General features: G+C 73.9%; 13 protein-coding genes. 4 read left to right on the forward strand and 9 right to left on the reverse strand.

Translation table 11 applies throughout. The features are described 5' to 3' along the window. Positions 1–271: 271 nt before the first annotated feature. A complete protein-coding gene (sbnB, locus tag ACFU5F_RS12555; RefSeq protein ID WP_383885824.1) occupies positions 272–1,294 on the reverse strand; it encodes a 2,3-diaminopropionate biosynthesis protein SbnB in 1,023 nt (340 codons plus the stop codon). Next, on the reverse strand, positions 1,288–2,316 hold the full coding sequence (sbnA, locus tag ACFU5F_RS12560; protein WP_383885827.1) for a 2,3-diaminopropionate biosynthesis protein SbnA: 1,029 nt from the start codon (positions 2,314–2,316) through the stop codon (positions 1,288–1,290). The genes sbnB and sbnA overlap by 7 nt, the downstream gene beginning before the upstream one ends. 190 nt (positions 2,317–2,506) lie before the next feature. On the opposite strand from sbnA, the gene ACFU5F_RS12565 reads away from it, so the two are divergent. Continuing rightward, positions 2,507–2,950 (forward strand): MaoC family dehydratase N-terminal domain-containing protein, encoded by a 444-nt coding sequence (locus ACFU5F_RS12565; RefSeq protein WP_383885830.1) that lies wholly within the window; start codon positions 2,507–2,509, stop codon positions 2,948–2,950. A 7-nt stretch (positions 2,951–2,957) separates the two neighbouring features. Here the strand turns inward: ACFU5F_RS12565 and ACFU5F_RS12570 are convergent, their stop codons facing one another. After that, complete coding sequence (locus ACFU5F_RS12570) at positions 2,958–4,508, reverse strand: tryptophan 7-halogenase (protein ID WP_383885833.1); 1,551 nt, start codon at positions 4,506–4,508, stop codon at positions 2,958–2,960. A gap of 198 nt (positions 4,509–4,706) precedes the next feature. Here ACFU5F_RS12570 and ACFU5F_RS12575 point away from each other — a divergent pair, with 198 nt between their 5' ends. Beyond that, entirely contained in the window at positions 4,707–5,060 is a 354-nt protein-coding gene (locus ACFU5F_RS12575; protein WP_383885836.1) for a hypothetical protein, read from the forward strand. An 82-nt stretch (positions 5,061–5,142) separates the two neighbouring features. Here ACFU5F_RS12575 and ACFU5F_RS12580 read toward each other — a convergent pair whose 3' ends face one another. After that, positions 5,143–8,181 (reverse strand): BTAD domain-containing putative transcriptional regulator, encoded by a 3,039-nt coding sequence (locus tag ACFU5F_RS12580; RefSeq protein WP_383885839.1) that lies wholly within the window; start codon positions 8,179–8,181, stop codon positions 5,143–5,145. A gap of 289 nt (positions 8,182–8,470) precedes the next feature. Between ACFU5F_RS12580 and ACFU5F_RS12585 the strand changes: the two genes are divergently transcribed. Then, entirely contained in the window at positions 8,471–10,627 is a 2,157-nt protein-coding gene (locus tag ACFU5F_RS12585) for an MMPL family transporter (protein ID WP_383885842.1), read from the forward strand. Positions 10,628–10,943: 316 nt separating this feature from the next. Continuing rightward, positions 10,944–11,645 carry a phosphatase PAP2 family protein gene (locus ACFU5F_RS12590; RefSeq protein WP_383885845.1) on the forward strand — a complete coding sequence of 234 codons (702 nt, stop codon included), beginning with the start codon at positions 10,944–10,946 and terminating at the stop codon, positions 11,643–11,645. Between the two features lie 257 nt (positions 11,646–11,902). Here ACFU5F_RS12590 and ACFU5F_RS12595 read toward each other — a convergent pair whose 3' ends face one another. From ACFU5F_RS12595 to ACFU5F_RS12615, 5 genes are read right to left on the reverse strand one after another with little or no spacing between them, the layout of a single operon-like run. Further along, on the reverse strand, positions 11,903–13,228 hold the full coding sequence (locus ACFU5F_RS12595; protein WP_383885848.1) for a glutamate-1-semialdehyde 2,1-aminomutase: 1,326 nt from the start codon (positions 13,226–13,228) through the stop codon (positions 11,903–11,905). A gap of 7 nt (positions 13,229–13,235) precedes the next feature. After that, complete coding sequence (locus ACFU5F_RS12600; RefSeq protein ID WP_383885851.1) at positions 13,236–13,787, reverse strand: dTDP-4-dehydrorhamnose 3,5-epimerase family protein; 552 nt, start codon at positions 13,785–13,787, stop codon at positions 13,236–13,238. Further along, positions 13,784–15,046, reverse strand: a complete 1,263-nt coding sequence (locus ACFU5F_RS12605) for a polysaccharide pyruvyl transferase family protein (protein WP_383885854.1) — start codon at positions 15,044–15,046, stop codon at positions 13,784–13,786. The genes ACFU5F_RS12600 and ACFU5F_RS12605 overlap by 4 nt, the downstream gene beginning before the upstream one ends. After that, positions 15,043–15,990 carry a glycosyltransferase family 2 protein gene (locus ACFU5F_RS12610; protein WP_383885857.1) on the reverse strand — a complete coding sequence of 316 codons (948 nt, stop codon included), beginning with the start codon at positions 15,988–15,990 and terminating at the stop codon, positions 15,043–15,045. Before ACFU5F_RS12610 ends, ACFU5F_RS12605 begins: the two co-directional genes overlap by 4 nt. Continuing rightward, on the reverse strand, positions 15,987–17,276 hold the full coding sequence (locus tag ACFU5F_RS12615) for a hypothetical protein (RefSeq protein WP_383886071.1): 1,290 nt from the start codon (positions 17,274–17,276) through the stop codon (positions 15,987–15,989). Before ACFU5F_RS12615 ends, ACFU5F_RS12610 begins: the two co-directional genes overlap by 4 nt. Between the last annotated feature and the right edge of the window lie 4 nt (positions 17,277–17,280).

The following is a 17,280-nucleotide window of genomic DNA, read 5'->3' on the forward strand; positions in this document are numbered from 1 at the left end:
GCCCGGAAGTTTCCTTCCGGGCCCCTTCGCCGTACCGCCGAGGCGGACGCGTCCAGGCCCTCGGGGCCTGTCGTCACCTTCCCGTTGCCCCGCGACGCCCGGCACGCTCCCCCACGCTCGGCTTCGCTCACGTGGGAGGTGCCCCACCGACGCGCCGGACGCAGACCCGAGTACGGTCCAGTACGCGGGTCCACGCCCGGCACGCCGAGAGCACGCACCGGGGGCCGCGGGGGCCGCACGTCGGGCGACGACGGGAAGGTGACGCCAGGCGCTAGGCCGACGGCTCCGGAATCGCGCCCGGCAGGAAGCCCGCCACCCGGACGCCGACGCCCTCCGCGTCCGCCCGGACCCTGACCCAGCGGGCCAGGGCCAGGTCGAGCACCCCGAGGCCGAACGGCGAGAACACCACCCGTCGGCCCGGCTCGCGCCGGAAGCCGGAGGTGCCGCGCAGCAGCGCTCCGATCTCGCCTGCCACGAACGCACGTCCGCCGGTGGCCTGTTCGGCCAGATGGAGGGAGGTGCGCTCGCGGCAGACGTGGTCGGTGTCATCGGTGACGTTCTGCGCGCCGAGGACCGCCTCGACGGTCAGGTCGCGCAGCGAGACGTGCAGCACGGTGGCGTCCGGGCGGCAGTCGGCCAGGTCCATGTGCGGGGTCCCGGCCGTGGTGGCGAGCGACACCAGGGCGTGGGTGCCCAGCGCCTGCGCCGCGTCGTCCACGACCCGCACCTCCACGTGCGGCACGGCGCCCGCGGCCTGTGCCGCGAACTCCTCGGCGCGCCCCGGGTCCAGGTCGTACACCAGCGCTTCGCGCAGCGAGGGGAGGCGGGCGGCGGTGAACCGCAGCACCTCCAGGTTGATCGGCCCGAGCCCGACCAGGCCCATGCCGTGCGGGACGCCGTCCCCGGCCGCCTCGGTGAGCAGGCCCGCGGCGAGCGCCGCCGAGGCCCCGGTGCGTCGGGCGGAGATCACGGACGCCTCGATGAACGCCTCGGGCCGGCCGTCGGCCGTCGAGTTGAGCACGATGGAGGCGCTGGCCCGTTCGATCCCGCGCGCCACGTTGCCGGGGAAGCTGGCGATCCACTTCATCCCGGCCACCGGGTCGTCGCCGCCCAGGTATGCGGGCAGGCCGATGACCCGGTTGCGGTGGTCCTCCGGGAAGCGGAGGAAGACGGAATGAGGCAGGGCGGTGCGGCCCTCGTCGTGCAGCCGGTAGGCGGACGCGACGAGTTCGAGCACCTCCTTCTCGTGCCCGTCCAGCAGGGCGCGCACCTCGTGGTGCCCGACGATCAGCACGGCACTACCTCTTTCTGCTCTCTCTGCTTGTGCTCTGTCTGTCCCGGCTCGGCGGGGCCGGGGGAGCCGGCGGGGTCCTTCCACAGGTGGGAGACCTCGCCGAACTGACGGCGCACCCAGGCGTCGTCGTAGATGGTGTCCAGATAGCGGTCGCCGCCGTCCGGGAGCACCAGGACGCAGCTGGAGCCCGCCGGTATCTCCGGCGCGATCAGCCCCAGTGCGGAGACCACCGCGCCGGACGAGCCGCCGGCCAGCACCGCCTCCCGTTCCACCAGCCGCCGGCAGCCCACCACACACTCCAGGTCGCCGACGTGCACGACCCGGTGCGCGTCCCGCTGGTCGAGGACGGCCGGAAGCACCGAGGCCCCGTGCCCCGGGATGATCCGGCTGCAGGTGGTGCTGGAGTCGAACAGCGCGCTGCCGATGGCGTCCACCGCGACGATCTTCGTCTTCATCCCGCGGCTGCGGATGTACTCGGCGCAGCCGCCGAGCGTGCCCGAGGTGCCGACCGACAGCACCAGGTAGTCGACGTCGCCGTCGAGCGCCTCGTCGATCTCGGCCATGGTGGCCAAGTGCGCCTTGGGGTTGAGGGGGTTGGAGTACTGGTCGGGGCAGTACGCGTCGGGGATCTCCGCGAGCAGCCGGGCGACCAGCTTCAGCCGCTCCGGCAGCAGTTCCCCGGTCACCGGGTCGGGTTCGGAGACGATGCGCACATCGGCCCCGTACGCGCGCAGGATCGCGATGTTCTGCGCGGTCGTCCGGGAGTCCACGACACAGATGAAGCGCAGCCCGTAGTACCGGCAGAGCTGCGCGAGTCCGATCGCGAGGTTGCCGGAGCTCGACTCGACCACCGTGGAACGGCCGGGTACCAGCCGCCCGGACCTGAGCGGCCCGAGCAGCATGCTCAGCGCGGAGCGGTCCTTGATGCTGCCGCCCGGGTTGAACCGTTCTGCCTTGGCGTACACACGCGAGGAGAAGCCGGGAACCAGCCGCTCCAGTTCGAAGAGCGGTGTTCTGCCCACCGCTGAGAGAATGCCTTTGAGCCCTGCGGACACGGCTCTCCCTTCGTGAAACGGCGATGCTTGGGAGAGCCGAGCGTGCGCGGCTGCGCTATGGGCGATCTATAAGGCTCCCGGCCCGGAACCGACCTAGGGTGGGCCTCGGTGCCGACCCCGGCCGACTCCCTTCTCGTCCTCCGTACCTGGAGCCTCCATGCCGCTCGATCCCGCATTCGCCGGACGCGTCTACCCGCCCACCGAGCCCTACGAGGTGGGCCGCGAGAAGATACGGGAGTTCGCGGCGGCGGTCGGCGCGGACCACCCGGCGCACCACGACCCGAACGCGGCCCGCGCACTCGGCCACCGGGACGTGCTTGCGCCGCCGACCTTCCTCGCCGTACTGATGCAGCGGGCGACCGACCCGGTGGTCCACGACCCCGAACTGGGCCTGGACTACTCCCGGGTGGTCCACCGCGACCAGCGTTTCGCCTTCACCCGCCCCGTGTACGCGGGCGACGTGCTGCGGCTGGTGGTGCACATCGACTCCGTGAAGGCCCTGGCCGGCAACGACGTGCTCGAACTGCGGGCGGAGGCACGGGAGGCGGGCGACGAGCCGGTGGCCACCATCCGCATGTCACTGGTGTCACGCACGGCCTGACGCATCGTCACACTGTTTGGCGGCCCGCCCTCGGCTCACCGTGCAGCCGGGTCAGGTAGTCGCTCGCCGTGGGCAGCGTCTCGCCCAGGATGCGCTGCTGCCGCGCGATCCGCTCGAAGTGCGCGTCCGCCTCCCGGCGCTCCGCGCACAGATGGGCGAGAGCAGGCGGCGCGACGGGCAGCGTCATGTGCAGCGCCTCCAGCAGGGTGTACTGCCGCAGCTCACGCGCGCCGCGCAGCGGGTGGGCCCCCCGGTGCGCCGCCATCCGGTCCAGCACCGCCGCGGAGACCGGAAGCGCGGACTGGGCCCGCCGGAACGCGGAGTCCCGGCGGGGGCCGGCCGCGTGATGGAGCTGGACGAAGTCCCGGTCGGCCTCGTGGCGCAGTTCGGCCTCCCGGTTGAAGCGGGTGGCCGGGGCCTCCCGGGCGGTGGCGGTGGGCAGGTGCCGCACCAGCCCGCGCAGTGCGTCCAGCACGTCGCTCACCTGCGCGGTGCTGTCCAGCGGCTCCACCACCCGCGCCGCGCTGCCCACCGCCACCACGTTCCTGACCCAGGCGCGGGCGCTGCGGCCCTGCGGCAGCGCGTGGTGGCGCACGTCCGCCGTCGCCGGGTCGAGACCGCACAGCGCGGCCAGCTTCCGGGCCGCGTCCTCGGGCCGGGTGAAGGCGCTCGCGTACACCCGCCCGACGCCCGTGCGGCCCGGCAGCGGCATCCGCCACAGCCAGCCGTCGGGCGCGGCGACCAGACTCGTGTACGGGGCGATGCCCGCCGGGTCGGCGGGCGCGGTGAGGGTGACGACGCCGTCGCACAGCAGCCGGTCCGCGTCGCTGACCCGCGGTTCGCCGAGCGCCCCGGCGAGCAGGGCGGCGCGGGTCCCGGTGCAGTCGAGGAAGAGGTCCCCCGCGACGCGCAGCCCGCCGGTCGTCACCACGGCGACGACATGACCCTGCGTGTCGCGCTCCACCCCGCGCACAGTGCCCCGTACCGTCCGCACCCCCGCGTCACCGGTGGCCAGACGCCGGAGGTACGCGAGGAACAGTCCGCCGTCGACGTGCCAGCCGTACGGCAGGGCCGCCCGCCCGTCCAGCCAGCGCGGCGACTTGCGGGCGTCCAGCAGCGGCGGCTCGCGGAAACAGGCGCGGTCCAGGGGTTCCAGGGTCTGCCCAGCGCTCCGCCGGTACGCCCAGAAATACGGAAGTGCGAATTCCGAGACCTGGGTCCTGTTGCCTTCCGCGGGGTCGTAGAAGCGGTCGGGGCCGCCGGACGGCACATTTCCGTCCTCCCATCGCTCGGGGCCCTCGGTGCGCCAATTCGCATAGCGGCCGGCGACCCGGAAGGAGGCGTCGCAGGTCCGCATCCAATCGGACTCCTTAATTCCGAGCCGGTCGAAGAATTCGGTCTGCATCCCGGGGGGCAGCGCCTGGACGCCCCCGCTCGCCGCGGCGTCCGTTCCGTCCGCCCCCGCCTGCCCGGTTTCCAGGACGGTGACCTTCACCGTCGCCGCGAGGAGGGTGGCGAGGTAGGCGGCGCTGAGCCAGCCGGCCGTGGTGTCCCCCACGACGAGAATGTTTCTGATGCGACTTTCCATACCTCGATGCGATCCCCGAGGTCTACGAAAAATCTCTGCCGCGTCTCTTTTCCCTGGGCCGGGGAGGGCAAAAGGATTTCGAAAGAGCCCGGAAACCAGGTCTCCCTAGTGTTCTTTCCATACCGCAGGGCCCGCCGACGGCGGCCCGCACACACTCAGGGGGACACCATGCAGCGCACTTCGCTCCGCACGAGAATGCTCGCTCCGCTCGGCGGTCCGGCGGCGGGCGCGGTCCTGTTCCTCACGGTGACCGGTGCGCTCGGCGGCCTCGCCAAGGCCCCCGCCGACGACCCCTGGACGGGCGTGCGGGCCGCGGCCACCCAGGACGACCCGTGGACCCGTGCCGTCCCGAGCGGTGACGACCCCTGGACCCGTGCCGCCCTCAAGGGCGACGACCCCTGGACCCGTGCCGTCCCGAGCGGTGACGACCCCTGGACCCGTGCCGCCCTCAAGGGCGACGACCCTTGGACCCGTGCCGTCCCGAACGGTGACGACCCCTGGACCGCCCCGAAGCCCGCGTAGGTCCGCAGACCCGCCCGGAGTCCGTACGCTGTGCGTCCCGCTCCGGTGATCCGGGGGCGCGGCGCGGCAGCGTACGGACCCACTACTGCTTGATCAGCGCGAACAGGTCGTCCCCCGCGGGCCGTTCCGCCCCCACCGCTCCCAGCAGCCGCTCCACGCGCTCCCGCCACCGCCGGCCCGCCCCCACCTCGGTGAAAAGCCGGGCCGCGTTCCGTGTCTGCTGCACCGCGCCCGCGCGGTCCCCGCGCAGCGCCAGCAGACAGCCGAGCACGGCGGCCGCCCGCCCCTCCAGGAACCGGTCCGGCACCTCCCGGGCCACCGCCAGCCCCTCCCGCAGCGCCCCCTCCGCCTCCGCCGTGCGCCCCTGCTGCCACAGGGCCTCGCCCAGCGCCCGCAGCGCGTGAGCCTCACCGCGCAGGTCACCGGTCTCCCGCACGAGTTCCAGGGCCCGGCGGCACGACTCCTCCGCCCGGCCCCCTTCGCCCAGCCAGGTCAGCGCCTCCGCGAACCGCACCGAACTCTGTGCCTCACCGCGCGCGGTACCCATCGACCGGCAGCGGGCGATGGCCTCGGCCGACAGCTCCAGACTGGTGGTCGCCGCACCGCGCTCCAACGCGATCTGCGCCAGCAGCCCCAGCATGTACGCCTCCCCGTACCTGTCGCCCACCGCCCGGAAGGTCTCCAGCGACTCCTGGCCCCGGTCGGCAGCCCGGTCCAGTTCGCCCCGATGGCGTTCGCACAGGGCCATGTTGCGCAGCACGAGCGCCCGGCCCTGCTGCTCGCCCTGCTCCTCGAAGAGCCGCAGAGCCAGTCCGAGCCGCTCGTGCGCACGGTCGTAGTCCCACTGGACGATCTCCAGGGTGCCCAGCGAGTGCAGCATCGCCGCCTCGCCCAGCGCGTCGCCCGCCCGCCGGACCGCGGCGAGCGACAGCTCGGCGCAACGCCGCCAGTCCTCCAGGAAGTTGCGGCTCTGGAAGAGGGTGACGCTCGCCATCGTCAGCCCCCAGGCGTACGACGCCCCGTCGACGTCCCCGGCCGTCGCCGCCTGCGCGATCTGCTCCACCAGCCCGGTGATCGTCGCGCGCTCCGTGTCGAACCAGCCCATCGGGTTGTCGAGCAGGGCGTCGACCAGATGCCCGGGCAACGGGTGCGGCGACGCCTTCGCCGCCCGCACCACGGTGAAGTCGCCGCCGTAGACGCGGCGGTGGGCCTCCTCGGCGAGACCGAGCCATGCCCCGCAGGCCCGCAGCACCGCGTTCCGGCGGTCCTCCTCGCTCTCCTCCGCGTACGCGCACTCGCGGGCGAACAGCCGCACCAACTCCTGGAAGCGGTAACGGACCTGGCCGTCCGCACCCGCCCGGCGCGGCTCCAGAAGCTGGGCGTCGACCAGTTCCTCGATGAGGTCCTCGGCGTCCACCGGGTCGATGTCCAGCAGGGCCGCCCCTGCCCAGGCGGCGAAGTCGGGCACGGTCAGCAGGCCCAGCCTGCGGAACATCCGGGCCGCGCCCGGGGCCAGGTCCCGGTGGCTGAGCCGCAGACCGGCGCGCACCCCACGCTCGTCGGGACTGAGTTCGTCGAGTCTTCGGCGCTGGTTCTCCAGGCGAGTCACCAGGGTCCGCACCGACCAGTGGGGCTTCGCGGCCAGCCGGGCCGCCGCGATCCGCAGGGCGAGCGGCAGCCGGTCGCACAGCTCGCCCAGCCGGGCCGCGCCCACCGGGTCGGCGGTGAGCCCGTCGTCGCCCGCGACCCGGGCCAGCAGGGCGATGGCCTCGCTCTCGTCCAGCGGGCCGAGGTTGAGCGACTGGAAGAAGTAGTCCCCGGCGAGCGCGGTGTCCATCGCGTCGCGCCCCGTGACCAGGACACAGCACTGGCCGGTGCCGGGCAGCAGGGGCCGGATCTGGGCGAAGGAGCGCGCGTTGTCCAGGACGATCAGGACCCGCCGGCCGTCGAGCATGCTGCGGAAGAGGTCGGCGCGTTCGTGCCGGTCGGCGGGTATCTGGGGGGCGGGCACCCCGAGCGCGCGCAGGAAGCCGTCCAGGACCGCGTCGGGCCGGCGCGGGGCCTCCTCGCCGTCGTACCCGCGCAGGTCGGCGTAGAGCTGGCCGTCGGGGAAACGGGCGACGACCTGATGCGCCCAGTGCACGGCGAGCGCGGTCTTGCCGACGCCGCCGGTCCCGGCGACGGCCCCCACCGTCAGCGCCCCGCCGCCGACCTGGTCCAGCAGCCGGTCCAGCGCGGCCAGCTCGGCGGTGCGCCCCGTGAACGAGGCGATGTCGGAGGGGAGTTGCGCGGGCACGGTGGCCTGCGGCGCGACGGTGACGGTCACCGCGGCCGCGGGCGCGCTCAGTTCGGGGGCGTCGGCGAGGATCGACTCGTGCAGCTCCTGGAGCGTGGGCCCGGGATCGATGCCCAGCTCGTCGGCGAGGCGGCGGCGGCCCGCGTGGTACGTCTCCAGGGCGTCCGCCCGTCGTCCCGACCGGTACTGGGCGAGCATCAGATGGGCGAGGGCCTGCTCGCGCAGGGGGTGTTCACGGGTGAACGCGGTCAGCTCGCCCAGCAGGTCGCGGTGGCGGCCGAGCTTGATGCGCAGCCCCGTGTACTCCTCGTACACGTCGAGCCGCATCGCCTCCAGCCGGGCCGCCTCCGCCTCCACGCGCTCCGCGCCGATGCCCTCCAGGGCCAGTCCGCGCCACATCGCCAAGGCGTCCTCGAAGTGGGCGCACGCCTCGTGGGCCCGGCCGCCCCGGGCGGCTTCCCGGCCGAGCACGGCGCTGCGGTCGAACTCGACCGCGTCGATGCGGTGTTCACCGGCGAGCAGCATGTACCCGGGATGGCTGGTGACCAGGACGTCGTCGAGGCCGACCGCCGTCCTGAAGGTCTTGCGCAGGGCGGACACGCAGATGGCGATCTGGTTGCGGGCGGTGGCGGGCGGTTTGCCGTGCCACACGGCGTCGGCCAGCGCGTCGACCGAGACCACCCGGTCCGGGGAGAGCAGCAGCATCGCCATGAGGCTGCGTTGCCGGGCCCCCTGAAGGGGCACGGCGTGCCCGTCCGCCTCGATCTCCAGCGGCCCTAAAACCCGGAAGACCACCTGAAGCACCGTCGCCCCTACTTCCCCCATGGCCACAACGCCCCCGCTGCCGCCTCTTCCCCGAACGGCCGAAATCTTCACCACATCCGACGGTCCCGTCACCGTACCCGATCAAGATCTCACTCAGCGGACACAACGTGAAGCGGTCGGTGCAAGTTCCTTTATAGAAACGGCTCCTAGATTCGGCCGTCCGTCGAGACACGCGACTCGATCCCCGGGGGAGTCAGGCTCTCTGTGCGCCGTCCACCCCCGCCGCGCAGGGGACCACCCGGGGCGCGGGACCGGGAGACGAACCGCCCAACAACCAACGGAGCCCCCCATGTTCGGACGGATCGGACGGTTCGCCGTTCGCCGCCCCCTGACCACCGTCGCGGCCTGGCTGCTGGCCGCTGTGGCGCTGGCCGTGCTGGCACCCCAGCTCAAGGCGACCAGCGACCAGGCCGAATTCCTGCCCCCCCACTACGAGTCCGTCCTGGTCGCGGACCTGGAGAAGAAGGCGTTCCCGCAGCACGAGCAGCCGGCCGCGACAGCGGTCTTCCAGCGCGCGGACGGTGCGAAGCTGACCGAGGAGGACCTGGCCGACGTGGCGAAGGTCGCCGCCGGCCTCACCGACCGCGGGCTGCCCCGGGTCAAGGCGGTGCGGACCGGCCCGCAGGCGGTCTCCCCGAACGGGAGGATCGCCCTCGCCTCCGTCGTCGCCACCGTCAAGGACCCGGCCGACCTCACGCTGATCGAGTCCATGCGCGACCTGCGCGCCGATGCCAAGCCGCTGCTCTCCGGCACCGATCTGCGCATGGGCCTCACCGGCACCGCCGCCATCTCGCTGGACTCGATGGAGTCAGCGGGCGACACCGACGCGATGATCATGCTGGCCACGCTGGCGCTGATCGTGGTGCTGCTGCTGATCATCTTCCGCAGCCCGCTGATCGCCGTGCTGCCGGTCCTGCTGATCGCGGTGGCGTACGTCGTGGCCACCGGCCTGATCTCGTTCGCGGCGGAGCTCGGAGGCCTCAAGGTGGACGCCTCGATCTCCGCGATCCTGATCGTCGTCCTGTTCGGCGTCGGCACCGACTACATCCTCTTCCTGCTGTTCCGCTTCCGCGAGCAGCTTCGCGAGGGCACCGCGCCCAAGGACGCCATGCTGAGGTCGGTCTCCGTGGTCGGCGAGACCATCGCCTCGGCGGCGGGCGCGGTGATCGTGGCGTTCCTGGCGCTGCTGCTGTCCAGCATGGGCATGCTGCGCGCGATGGGACCGGCGCTGGCCATCGCGGTGGGGGTGACCCTGGCGGCCGGACTCACCTTGGTCCCGGCGGTCTTCTCGATGCTGGGCACCAAGGCGTTCTGGCCGTCCACGTCATGGCGCAGGCCCGCGAAGAACCGTCTCGCCGACGGGACGGGCCGGCTCGCCGCGAAGCGCCCGGCGCTGGTCGCCGCCCTCTCGGCGGGGCTGCTCGCGGTCCTCGCGGTGGGCACCCTCGGGTTCCGGGCCGAGTTCGACGGGGCGGCCTCCATGCCGCAGAACCTGGAGTCCGTCATCGCGGCGAAGGACCTCGAGAAGGGCTTCTCGGCCGGCCAGACCGACCCCACGACGGTGTACGTCCGCTCCACGAACGGCAGCCGACTGGACGAGAAGTCCCTCGCCGGCTTCCGCGCGGCGTTCGACGGCGCGAAGGGCGTCGGCTCCATGTCCCCGAAGGCGGTCCTCTCCGCCGACGGCACGGTCGCCCAGTACAGCCTGGTCCTGGCCCACGGCCCGGCCGAGGAACGGTCGATCAACCTGGTGGACGGCCCGCTGCGGGACCTGGCCCACCGCTCGGCCCCCGAGAACACGACCGCCCTCGTCGGCGGCACCACCGCTCTCCTCGCGGACGTCCGCACCGCGGTCACCCATGACTACCGCCTGGTCTTCCCGGTGGCGGGCGCGGCCATCATGCTGATTCTGGGCCTGCTGCTGCGCAGTGTCGTCGCCCCGCTGTACCTGATGATGGCGGTGGGCCTCGGCTTCGGCGCGACCCTCGGTGCGACGGTCTGGCTCTTCCAGGACCTCAGGGGCGAGAACGGCCTGCTCTTCACGCTGCCGGTGATCGTCTACCTCTTCGTGGTGGCCATCGGCACCGACTACAACATCCTGATGGTCGCCCGCCTGCGCGAGGAGATCCGCGCGGGCCACGACCCGCGGGACGCGGTCGCCCGGGCGGTGGCCCGCTCCACACCGACCATCGGCGCGGCCGCGGTGATCCTCGCGGGTACCTTCGGCGTCCTTGTCCTCGCCCCCAACTCGATGCTCCAGCAGATGGGTTTCGCGGTCGCGTTCGGCATCCTGCTGACCGCGTTCGTGATGGCGATCCTCCTGGTCCCGACGGTGACGGCCCTCCTCGGCCGCCACGCCTGGTGGCCGGGCCACCGGGCGGCCCCGCCGGCCCGCCCGGCCGACCTCGCGCAGCCGCGGGACGACCGCCAGGGCACGAGCGTCTGACGCCCGCCCCTGCCCACCCCCGGGCCCCGTTCCCCGGAATCCACCGGGGCGGGGCCTTCGTCCTGCGCTCGAAGCGGCAGCGGGGGTGGCGGCGCCCGAACGCTCGACCTGCGCAAGCCCTACCCGCCCCCCGGCTGTGCCGCCCACTGTGTATCGCGACACGCCCTGCGTACGGCCCCACCACCCCCGCCGACATGATCGCTGCCGACGCGTCCCAGAGCACCGAGTTGTGCGCCGACCAGGTCGCCGAGTGCCCCGTGCCGGGGAACTCGTGTTGGTTAGGGTGGCGGGGAGGGACACGACGGGGGGCTCTGTGGTGGCGGAGGTCGAGGAGCGCGTCGGCGTCGGGCCCGGCGGACACGGTGAGCGGCCCGCGCCGCCCGTGCTGCCGTCGGCGCTGCGTGGGGGGCTCGGGGTGGTGGCTGTTCTCGCCGCGCTGGGTGTCGCCGTGGGCGGGTTCCTCTTCGCCGGTGACAGTGAGCCGGGTGCGGTGGACGTGCGGATCTCGGCGGTCGTGGACGGGGTGGGGCCGCCGTGGCGACAGGTCGCTCTGGCCGTCGATTTCCTGGGGGAGCCCGCGGGGGCCACGGCCCTGGTCATGGCCCTCGTGGTGGGCTGTCTCCTGTTGCGGCGTCCTCGGGCGGCTGTGCTCGCCGTCGCCTCGGCCGGTATCGCCGTGGGGGCGACCACATCGCTCAAGTCGCTGGTCGGACGCACCATCCACGGCGACGGCAACCTCTCCTACCCGAGCGGGCACACCGCCTTCCTCACCACGCTCGCCCTCGTGGTCGCACTGCTCGCGGCGGGCCGGCTCGGCCTCGGCAGGACGGCCGGCCCGTCCCTCGTGCTCGCCACCGCGCTGGCCGCCGGTGCCGCCATGGGCTGGGCCCAGGTCGCCCTGGGCGCGCACTACCCGACCGACGTCCTCGGCGGCTGGTGCACCGCGCTGGCGGTGACACCGGCGACCGCGTGGCTGGTCGACCGGACGGCGGCCCCCGGCCGACTGCGGCGCCGCTGACGTCCGTCATGCCGAGGGGCGGGACTACCGCGCCACCGGTCGTCCGGTCAGGCGGCGGGACGGCGGAGCCACTGCCGACGCGGTGCATCGCGGCCCCGCGCCCCCGCGCCCCGCGTCCTCGGGCCCGGTCGATGTCGATGTCCGTCGCGCCGCGCGGCGGAACACCGCCCCACCTGTCGTCCGGTCGTCCGGCCGGTCGGGCGGCGCTCCGGTCCATGACGGAGAGCCGGCGCCGGGCTGGGCGGCGCCGGCGTCACCTACACCAGGCGGCGGAACACCGGCTTCACCGGGCGTCCGCCCGACCACGGAGTGGGGTCGGCCGCGTCCAGCGCCTTCCGGTACGCCGCGCACGCCTCGGCCACCACGTCGACGGTGTGCTCGATGTCCGCGTCGTCGAGCGCGGCGCTCACCACGAACGACGGGGCCAGCACCCCGCCCGCGAGGAGCCGGCGCAGGAACAGGGTGCGGTACTCCTGCGACGGCCGGCCGTTCTCGTCGAGGGTGGCGAAGACCAGGTTGCTGGCCCGGCCCCGGACGAGGACGTGGTCGCCGACGCCCATGGCGGCCGCGGCGTCGCGGACACCGGCGGCCAGCCGCTCGCCGATGGCGTGCAGCCGCGCGGTGACGCCCTCCTCGACGTACGTGCTCTGCACCGCCATCGCGGCGGCCAGCGCGTGCGTCTCCGCGCCGTGCGTGGTGGACAGCAGGAACACCCGCTCGCCGGAGTGCCGCAGCCCGCCCAGCTCCATCAGCGCGCGGCGCCCGGCCAGCGCGGAGACGGCGAACCCGTTGCCCAGCGCCTTGCCGAAGGTGGAGAGGTCGGGGACGACGCCGTACAGGCTCTGGGCGCCCGCCTCGGACCAGCGGAAGCCGGTGATCATCTCGTCGAAGACCAGGACGCAGCCGTGCCGGTCGGCCAGGGCGCGCAGGCCGGCGAGGTACCCCGGCGGCGGCTCGGTGTGGGTGGCGGGTTCGAGGATCAGGCAGGCGATGTCGTCCGGGTACCGGGCGAGCAGCTCCTCGGTGGCCGCAAGGTCCCCGTAGGGGAACGTCACGGTGAGGTCGTTGGTGGCCGACGGGATGCCGGCGGCCATCGGTGTGGTGCCGATGAACCAGTCGTCCGTGGAGAAGAACGGATGGTCGGCGCAGAGGGCCACCCGCGAGCGTCCGGTGGCGGCGCGGGCCAGGCGCACCGCCGCGGTCGTGGCGTCGGAGCCGTTCTTGGCGAACTTCACCATCTCGGCGGTCGGCACCGTCGCCAGGAAGCGTTCGGCGGCCTCGACCTCGACGACGGACGGCCGGACGAAGTTGCTGCCCCGGTCGAGTTCCCGCCGCACCGCCTCGGTCACGCGCGGGTGGGCGTGCCCGAGGCTGACCGACCGCAGGCCGGAGCCGTACTCGATGTAGCGGTTGCCGTCGACGTCCCAGACATGGGCGCCGTTGCCGTGGCTGATGACCGGCGCCAGGTGCTCGGGGTACTGGTCGTCGCCCTTGGCGTAGGTGTGCGCGCCGCCGGGGACGAGGGCGTGCAGCCGCTCGTTGGCCGCCCGCGACCGGGGGAGTGCGAACTCTTCGGTGTCCATGGCGGTGTCAGCTCTCCCTGTGCTTCAGGACCTCGGCCAGGCCGGGCGCCCTCCGGTCCCGATCGGACATCGACGTGACCGGGAGCGGCCAGGGAATGGCGAGGTCGGGGTCGTCGAAGGCGATCGTCACGTCCTCGGACGGATCGTGCGGGCGGTCGATCCGGTACGAGGTGTCGGCGGTCGGGGTCAGGGCCTGGAAGCCGTGCGCGCAGCCCGCCGGGATGTAGAGAGTCGTCTGTGTCTCGCCCGACAGTTCGAAGAAGGCCCGGCCCAGATAGGTCGGCGAGCCCGGCCGCAGGTCCACGACGACGTCGAAGATCCTCCCGTACGAGCACCGCACCAGCTTGGCCTCGCCGGCGCCGGAGCGCAGGTGCAGGCCGCGCACCACGCCGCCCACCGAGCGGGACAGGCTGTCCTGGAGGAAGGCGTCCGGGTCCAGGCCCACCGAGCGGACCACGTCGGCGTCGAAGGTGCGGCAGAAGAAGCCGCGTTCGTCGGCGTACGGGGTCGGCTCGAAGAGGTACGCGCCGGAGATCTCCGGGACTTCCGTCGCTTTCATGGCGTCTCCTGCCGAGGATGCGTGGGCGTGGGCGTGGGCGTGGGGGAGGGGGTGTGGGTGCGGTCGGCCGCCGGGAACAGGGCCCTCGCCAGGGCCGTGAACTGCTCGTCGAGCTGCCGGGTGACGGCCAGATTCCGCTCGGCGAGGGTCCGCCGGGTGTCCGTCGCGTTCTTCTCCAGCTCCCGGAACTGTTCGAGCAGGCGGTCGGCGTCGACCTCGCGGGCCGGGTGGCAGTACGCGTCCAGGCCCATCAGCGCCATCAGCGCCTCGCTCTTGGCCGCGTAGGAGAGGGCGAGCGTCGGGGTGCCGGACCGCAGCGCGCAGACCAGGTTGTGGTAGCGGGTCGCCACCACGGTGTCGGCGGCGGCCGTCTCCCTCATCAGGTCGGCCAGCGAGGTCGCCCCGGCGGCGGTGACCAGCGGCGAGTCCACCGCGTCGAGGATCGCGGCGACCACCGGCGCGTCGCACGCGTCGCCCGTGAGCAGCCGGACGGACCTGCCCTCCTCGGCCAGTGCGCGGACGAAGCGGGTCGTCCCGTCGAGGTAGCGCCGGTGGATCTCCTCGGCCCGGTCGCGGTCGTCGTCGCCGCCGTGGAAGTCCATGACACCGACGCACACCCGGCCCGGCGGACCGCCGGGCGAGCTCGGCGCCGGCAGGGCGAAGGCGAGGTCCGGGTGGACCGCGTCGCGCGCGGTGTCCACGCCCATCGCCCGCATCGCGTCACGGGACAGCTCGTCCCGGTACGACCGGTGGGCGGCCAGCCGCGCGGACCAGCGCACCAGGGTGCGGGTCGCCCGGTTGCCGATCGGTCCTGCCCCGACACCGACCAGCGCGACCCGGGTCCCGGTCAGCCGGCCGCTTGCGCAGAGCAGGAACAGCGCGTACGGGAAACCCCACGGCCGCAGCGGCAGCGTGGCCTCCAGGACGCCCATGCCCGGCACGATCACCACGTCGTGCCGGCGCACCCAGGCGGCGGTGCGGAAGGCGTCGACGAGCTTTCCCAGGCCCTTGCCCGCGATCGCGCCCGCGCGGGAGGCGGTCCGGTACTCCCCGCGGTACCAGTGCAGCCGCGTCGCGGGGATGCCGTACCGGGCCGTGACGGCCTCGGGCCCGCCGCACAGCGCGTCCACGACCGCCTCCGGGCGTTCGGCGCGGAGCCGGCCGAGCACCGCCTCCAGCGACCCGTCGTTGCCGAGGTTGCCGGAGCCGAGCAGCCCGAACACCCCTACGCGCACGGGGGGTTCGCCCGCGGACCTCATGCCTGCCTGCCTTCGCGGCCGGCGACGAGGGCGTCCACGGAGACGTCGTACCGGGCCGGGTCCACCGGGGCGCGGTCCTCGACCCTCTCGCCGGCGCCCGGCCGGACCCTGCTGGTCATCCACGCGGCCAGGTGGCGGTGGCACGCGCGCCGGTCGGCCGGGGACAGCGGCGCCCGGCGGATCGCCGAGACGAAGCCCCAGACGTACTCGGCGAGCAGCCGGGGCGTCGGGTGCAGCGGGCCCGCCCGGCGCGGGTCCAGGTTGACGCACCGGGAGCGCTTGGAGGGGTTCGCCCGCTCGGCGCGGGTGGGGTGGTCGCGGCGGAAGTACAGCAGCTCGGGCACCTGGTGGAAGGGCCCGTGCAGGGTGATCTCGGCGACGAACGTGCGGTCCGCGTGGTGGTAGCTGTCGTGCGGCTTCACCCGGCGCAGCATGTCGGCCCGCATCACCCCGTAGAAGTCGTCGCCGCCGGGCTCGAACAGCAGGCTGCGGAAGCGTTCCGGCGCGTGCGGCGAGTCGGTGGCGAGCCCGTACGCGTAGGGGACCTTCACCTTGCCGTCGCCGTCGATGACCGCCTGGCCGCTGTGCGCGAGGACCACGTCCGGCCGTTCGTCCAGGGCCTCGACGCAGCGCAGCAGCAGGTCCCGGGCGTACAGGTCGTCGTGCGAGGCCCACTTGAACAGCTCGCCGCGGCACTCGGTGAACACGTAGTTGTGGTTGGGCGCGGCGCCGATGTTGCGGGGCAGTCGGATGTACCGGATGCGGGAGTCCTTCGCCGCGTACCGGCGGCAGATGTCCTCGGTCCCGTCGGTCGAGGCGTTGTCCGAGACGACCAGCTCGAAGTCCTCGTAGGTCTGGCCGAGCAGGGCGTCGAACGACTCGGCGAGGTACTCCTCGCCGTTGTAGACGGGCAGGCCGATGCTCAGCCGGGGTTGGGCGGTCATGGCGTCCTCACTTCGCGGATGGAGTCCTGGTGGCGCTCGCGCAGGGCGGAGCGCAGCTGCAGCCACCACACGGCGGAGCCGGCGAGGGTCGCGGCGGCGACGCCCCAGGCCGAGCCGACCGTGCCGGCCGCGGCGGCCCCGCCGAGTCCGCCGCCGACGTAGCAGGCGGAGGCGAACAGCTGGCAGCGCAGGCTGCGGCGGGCCGCGCCGAGCGCGCGCAGGCCGGCCGCCGCACCGGTGCCGAGACCGGCGCCCGCGACACCGAGCGTGGCCGGCACGATCAGCTCCGAGGCGGCCTGCCAGACGCCGCCGAGCACGAGTTCGCCGTAGTGGTCCGGCACCAGCAGCAGCGCCGCGCCCCAGACCAGCGCGGCGACGGCCTGCGCGCCGCCGAGCAGGAGGCAGAACCTGCCGAGCCGGTGCGGGGCCCGCCGCAGCACCCGGGCCGCCTCCGCGACGGTGACCAGCGACAGCCCCATCAGCACGGCGAGGAAGGGGCCGAGCAGCAGCTCGGCGCCCCGGACCACGCCCACCGCGCCGACCCCGACGATCGCGCCGAGCCCGTACGCCCGCAGCTGGGCCGCGCCGCTGAGGGAGGTGTTCTCGACCAGGTAGCGGTAGCCGAGGTCGCGGTGGTCGCGGAGCCAGGCGCGCGCTCCGGCCGGCCGGGGGCGGATGCCGGACTGGAAGCAGCCGTACACCGCGGCGACCGCGGCGGACGCGCCCCAGGCCAGCACGAACGCGGCGACCGTGCCGACACGGGCCGCCACGACCATGGCCGGGACGAGCGCGACGCCCCACACCACGTCGTTGACGAACGCCTTCCGCCCGGCGCCGGCGGCGAAGAACGAGTACCGCCAGGCGTCCTGCAGCAGCAGCCCCGGCAGCATGACGCCGAGGCAGGCGAAGGCGGGCCCCACGTGGCCGCCGGCGGCCGGTCCGACCAGCAGGCAGGCCGCGCCGATGACGCAGCCGACGCCGAGCGCGGTGCCCGACGAACGGGCCACCGCCCCCCGCCAGGCGGCGTCCGGCACACCGCTGAAGCGCACCACGAGCGGGTCGGTGGCCAGCCCCCGGGAGACGCTGAGCACCACGCCGTAGGTCACCCAGGCCAGGCTGAACGCGCCGAACGCGGTGAGCCCGAGCGAGCGGGCGACATAGATCCCCACCGCGAAGTTGGTCATGCTGGAGGCCGCCTGGTCGGCCAGTCCCCAGGACAGCCGGCCGAGCAGGGCCCGCCGGGCGGGCCGCGCCCGTGCCGTCGCCTTCTCCTCCCCGGTGGTCATCGGC

The sequence above is a fragment of the Streptomyces sp. NPDC057438 genome, from assembly GCF_042802995.1.
Classification (GTDB): Bacteria; Actinomycetota; Actinomycetes; order Streptomycetales; family Streptomycetaceae; genus Streptomyces.

Coding starts and splice junctions, on each gene's coding strand:
- ACFU5F_RS12565 (WP_383885830.1), top strand. CDS start 2,507: ATGCCGCTCGATCCCGCATTCGCCGGACGCGTCTACCCGCCCACCGAG.
- ACFU5F_RS12575 (WP_383885836.1), top strand. CDS start 4,707: ATGCAGCGCACTTCGCTCCGCACGAGAATGCTCGCTCCGCTCGGCGGT.
- ACFU5F_RS12580 (WP_383885839.1), bottom strand. CDS start 8,181: ATGGGGGAAGTAGGGGCGACGGTGCTTCAGGTGGTCTTCCGGGTTTTA.
- ACFU5F_RS12585 (WP_383885842.1), top strand. CDS start 8,471: ATGTTCGGACGGATCGGACGGTTCGCCGTTCGCCGCCCCCTGACCACC.
- ACFU5F_RS12595 (WP_383885848.1), bottom strand. CDS start 13,228: ATGGACACCGAAGAGTTCGCACTCCCCCGGTCGCGGGCGGCCAACGAG.
- ACFU5F_RS12600 (WP_383885851.1), bottom strand. CDS start 13,787: ATGAAAGCGACGGAAGTCCCGGAGATCTCCGGCGCGTACCTCTTCGAG.
- ACFU5F_RS12605 (WP_383885854.1), bottom strand. CDS start 15,046: ATGAGGTCCGCGGGCGAACCCCCCGTGCGCGTAGGGGTGTTCGGGCTG.
- ACFU5F_RS12610 (WP_383885857.1), bottom strand. CDS start 15,990: ATGACCGCCCAACCCCGGCTGAGCATCGGCCTGCCCGTCTACAACGGC.
- ACFU5F_RS12615 (WP_383886071.1), bottom strand. CDS start 17,276: ATGACCACCGGGGAGGAGAAGGCGACGGCACGGGCGCGGCCCGCCCGG.